Here is a 1175-nt window from a genome sequence, read left to right as displayed (position 1 = left end):
GTCGGGCTCCGGTCAGCGCTGTCTGCGGCGACCTGCCGATGGAACCCGAAACGATCCGCATCAAGGCCGAAGAGATCGCGGCGACCGGCGTCGACTATGTGAAGATCGGATTTTTTCCTTCGGCAAATATCTCTGCCTGCGCACAGGCGCTTGAACCGCTCGCCGCACGAACGAAGCTGATTGCCGTGCTGTTTGCCGATCTGGCGCCGGACTTCGAGCTTCTGCCGATGTTCGCCAGGCATCGCTTCCACGGCGTGATGGTTGATACCGCGCAAAAGGGGAAGGGCCGGCTGCTCGATCATCTGCCGCCGGAGCGTATTCCGGGATTCGTCGATCGAACGAAATCGCTCGGTCTGATGGTCGGCCTGAGTGGATCGCTGGAAGCTCCGGATATTCCGCGCCTATTGCCTTTCGCTCCCGATTTTCTCGGCTTTCGGGGGGCGCTGTGTGGCCATTCCGGTCGCACGAGTTCGATCAGCGCCGAGGCGGTCTCGCAGATTCGCGAGTTGATCCCAGCGGAATCCGGGACCGGCGATCAATCGAGTATCGACTATCGCCTGTTGGCAGCGAGAGGCTATTCGCCGGACACCGACCCGACACTGGGCACGGACAGGATTTTTGTGCGGGATTTTGTTCTGCCGGTCCAGATCGGTGCCTACAGCTTCGAGCATGGCCATACTCAAAAAGTGCGCTTTGATGTGATCGCCGATGTGCTGCAAATCACCGACCATCCCGAGGACATGCGCCATGTGTTCTCCTACGACATCATCATGGACGGCATTCGCACCATCGTCGCGCGGGGCCATATCCAGCTCAGCGAGGCTTTGGCCGAGCAGGTGGCAGCGCACGTGCTGGAGAACCAGCGTGTCGTGCGCGTCACGGTTAGGGTGGAAAAGCTCGAGCTCGGCCCTGGCGGCGTCGGCGTTGAGATCGAACGCAAGCGCCAATCGGCGGGACGCGGTGCTGCCTCCGGCATTGCTGGCCGAAAAGACCGAAGCGTTGTTTTCCGGCCGCGCCAGGAGCGCCCCGAAATGCTTCGACGGGCCATCGTCAAGCTTGGCGGCAGCACGGCCCATGCGGCGGAGATGAAGAGCTGGATCGCAGCGCTGGCGGGTTCCAGGCTGCCGATCGTCATCGTGCCCGGCGGCGGGCTCTTTGCCGACCATGTGCGCGAG

Annotated in this window: 1 protein-coding gene; it reads left to right on the top strand. The window is 62.3% G+C overall.

What is annotated here, in order from left to right; all coding sequences use genetic code 11:
• Positions 1-1175 (top strand): (5-formylfuran-3-yl)methyl phosphate synthase (locus EOA22_RS34425; RefSeq protein WP_127390651.1); only part of this gene is annotated, 1175 nt, incomplete at both ends.

This window comes from Mesorhizobium sp. M7A.F.Ca.US.014.04.1.1, from assembly GCF_003998745.1.
Taxonomy (GTDB): domain Bacteria; phylum Pseudomonadota; class Alphaproteobacteria; order Rhizobiales; family Rhizobiaceae; genus Mesorhizobium; species Mesorhizobium ciceri.
This window is presented reverse-complemented; position numbering and strand designations above follow the sequence as displayed.